Annotated in this window: 1 protein-coding gene; it reads left to right on the forward strand. The window is 66.4% G+C overall.

Annotated elements, in window-relative coordinates:
- Positions 1–730, forward strand: a 730-nt coding sequence (locus tag KHO33_RS41930; protein ID WP_200568582.1) for a hypothetical protein, incomplete at its 5' end; no start/stop codon positions are given.
- Positions 731–764: the final 34 nt, after the last annotated feature.

The raw sequence follows: 764 nt of genomic DNA on the forward strand, positions 1-764 counted from the left end.
AGGAGTGGTGGGTCTTCTGGCGGTGGGTCTTCTGGCGGTGGATCTTCTGGCGGTGGATCTTCTGGCGGTGGATCTTCTGGCGGTGGATCTTCTGGCGGTGGATCTTCTGGCAGTGGGTCTTCTGGTGGTGGGTCTTCTGGTGGTGGGTCTTCTGGTGGTGGATCTTCTGGTGGTGGATCTGGTGACGGCGGTCATGGTGACGGTGGTCACGGCGATGGTGGTCACGGCGACAGTGGGCATGGTGATGGCGGCCACGGCCATGGTGACGGCGGCCATGGTGACGGTGGTCACGGTGATGGCGGGCACGGTCGCGGCGGGTATGGTGACGGTGGTCATGGTGACGGTGGTCACGGCGACGGTGGGCACGGCGACGGTGGGCATGGTAACGGTGGGCATGGTAACGGTGGTCACGGTGATGGCGGCCACGGCCATGGTGACGGCGGCCATGGTGATGGCGGCCACGGCCATGGTGACGGCGGCCATGGTGATGGCGGCCACGGCCATGGTGACGGCGGCCATGGTGATGGCGGCCACGGTCGCGGCGGGTATGGTGCAGGCTCGGGCGGACACGGCGGCGGACGATAGGCCAGACAGGACATGGCGCAGGAGTCCTCCAGGTCCGGTGAGCTCGATGGCCGGTCACAAATCCGACAGCGGCGCGAGGTGTCGCCTCCCCAGGACGGCCCATCCGGCAGCGTCGTATGGGCTGCCCGGTTTTGTCATCGTTTGACGCAGGCAACGCGCACTGTACCGCGCATAATTTG

It is taken from the genome of Paraburkholderia nemoris (assembly GCF_905221015.1).
GTDB classification, from domain to species: domain Bacteria; phylum Pseudomonadota; class Gammaproteobacteria; order Burkholderiales; family Burkholderiaceae; genus Paraburkholderia; species Paraburkholderia nemoris.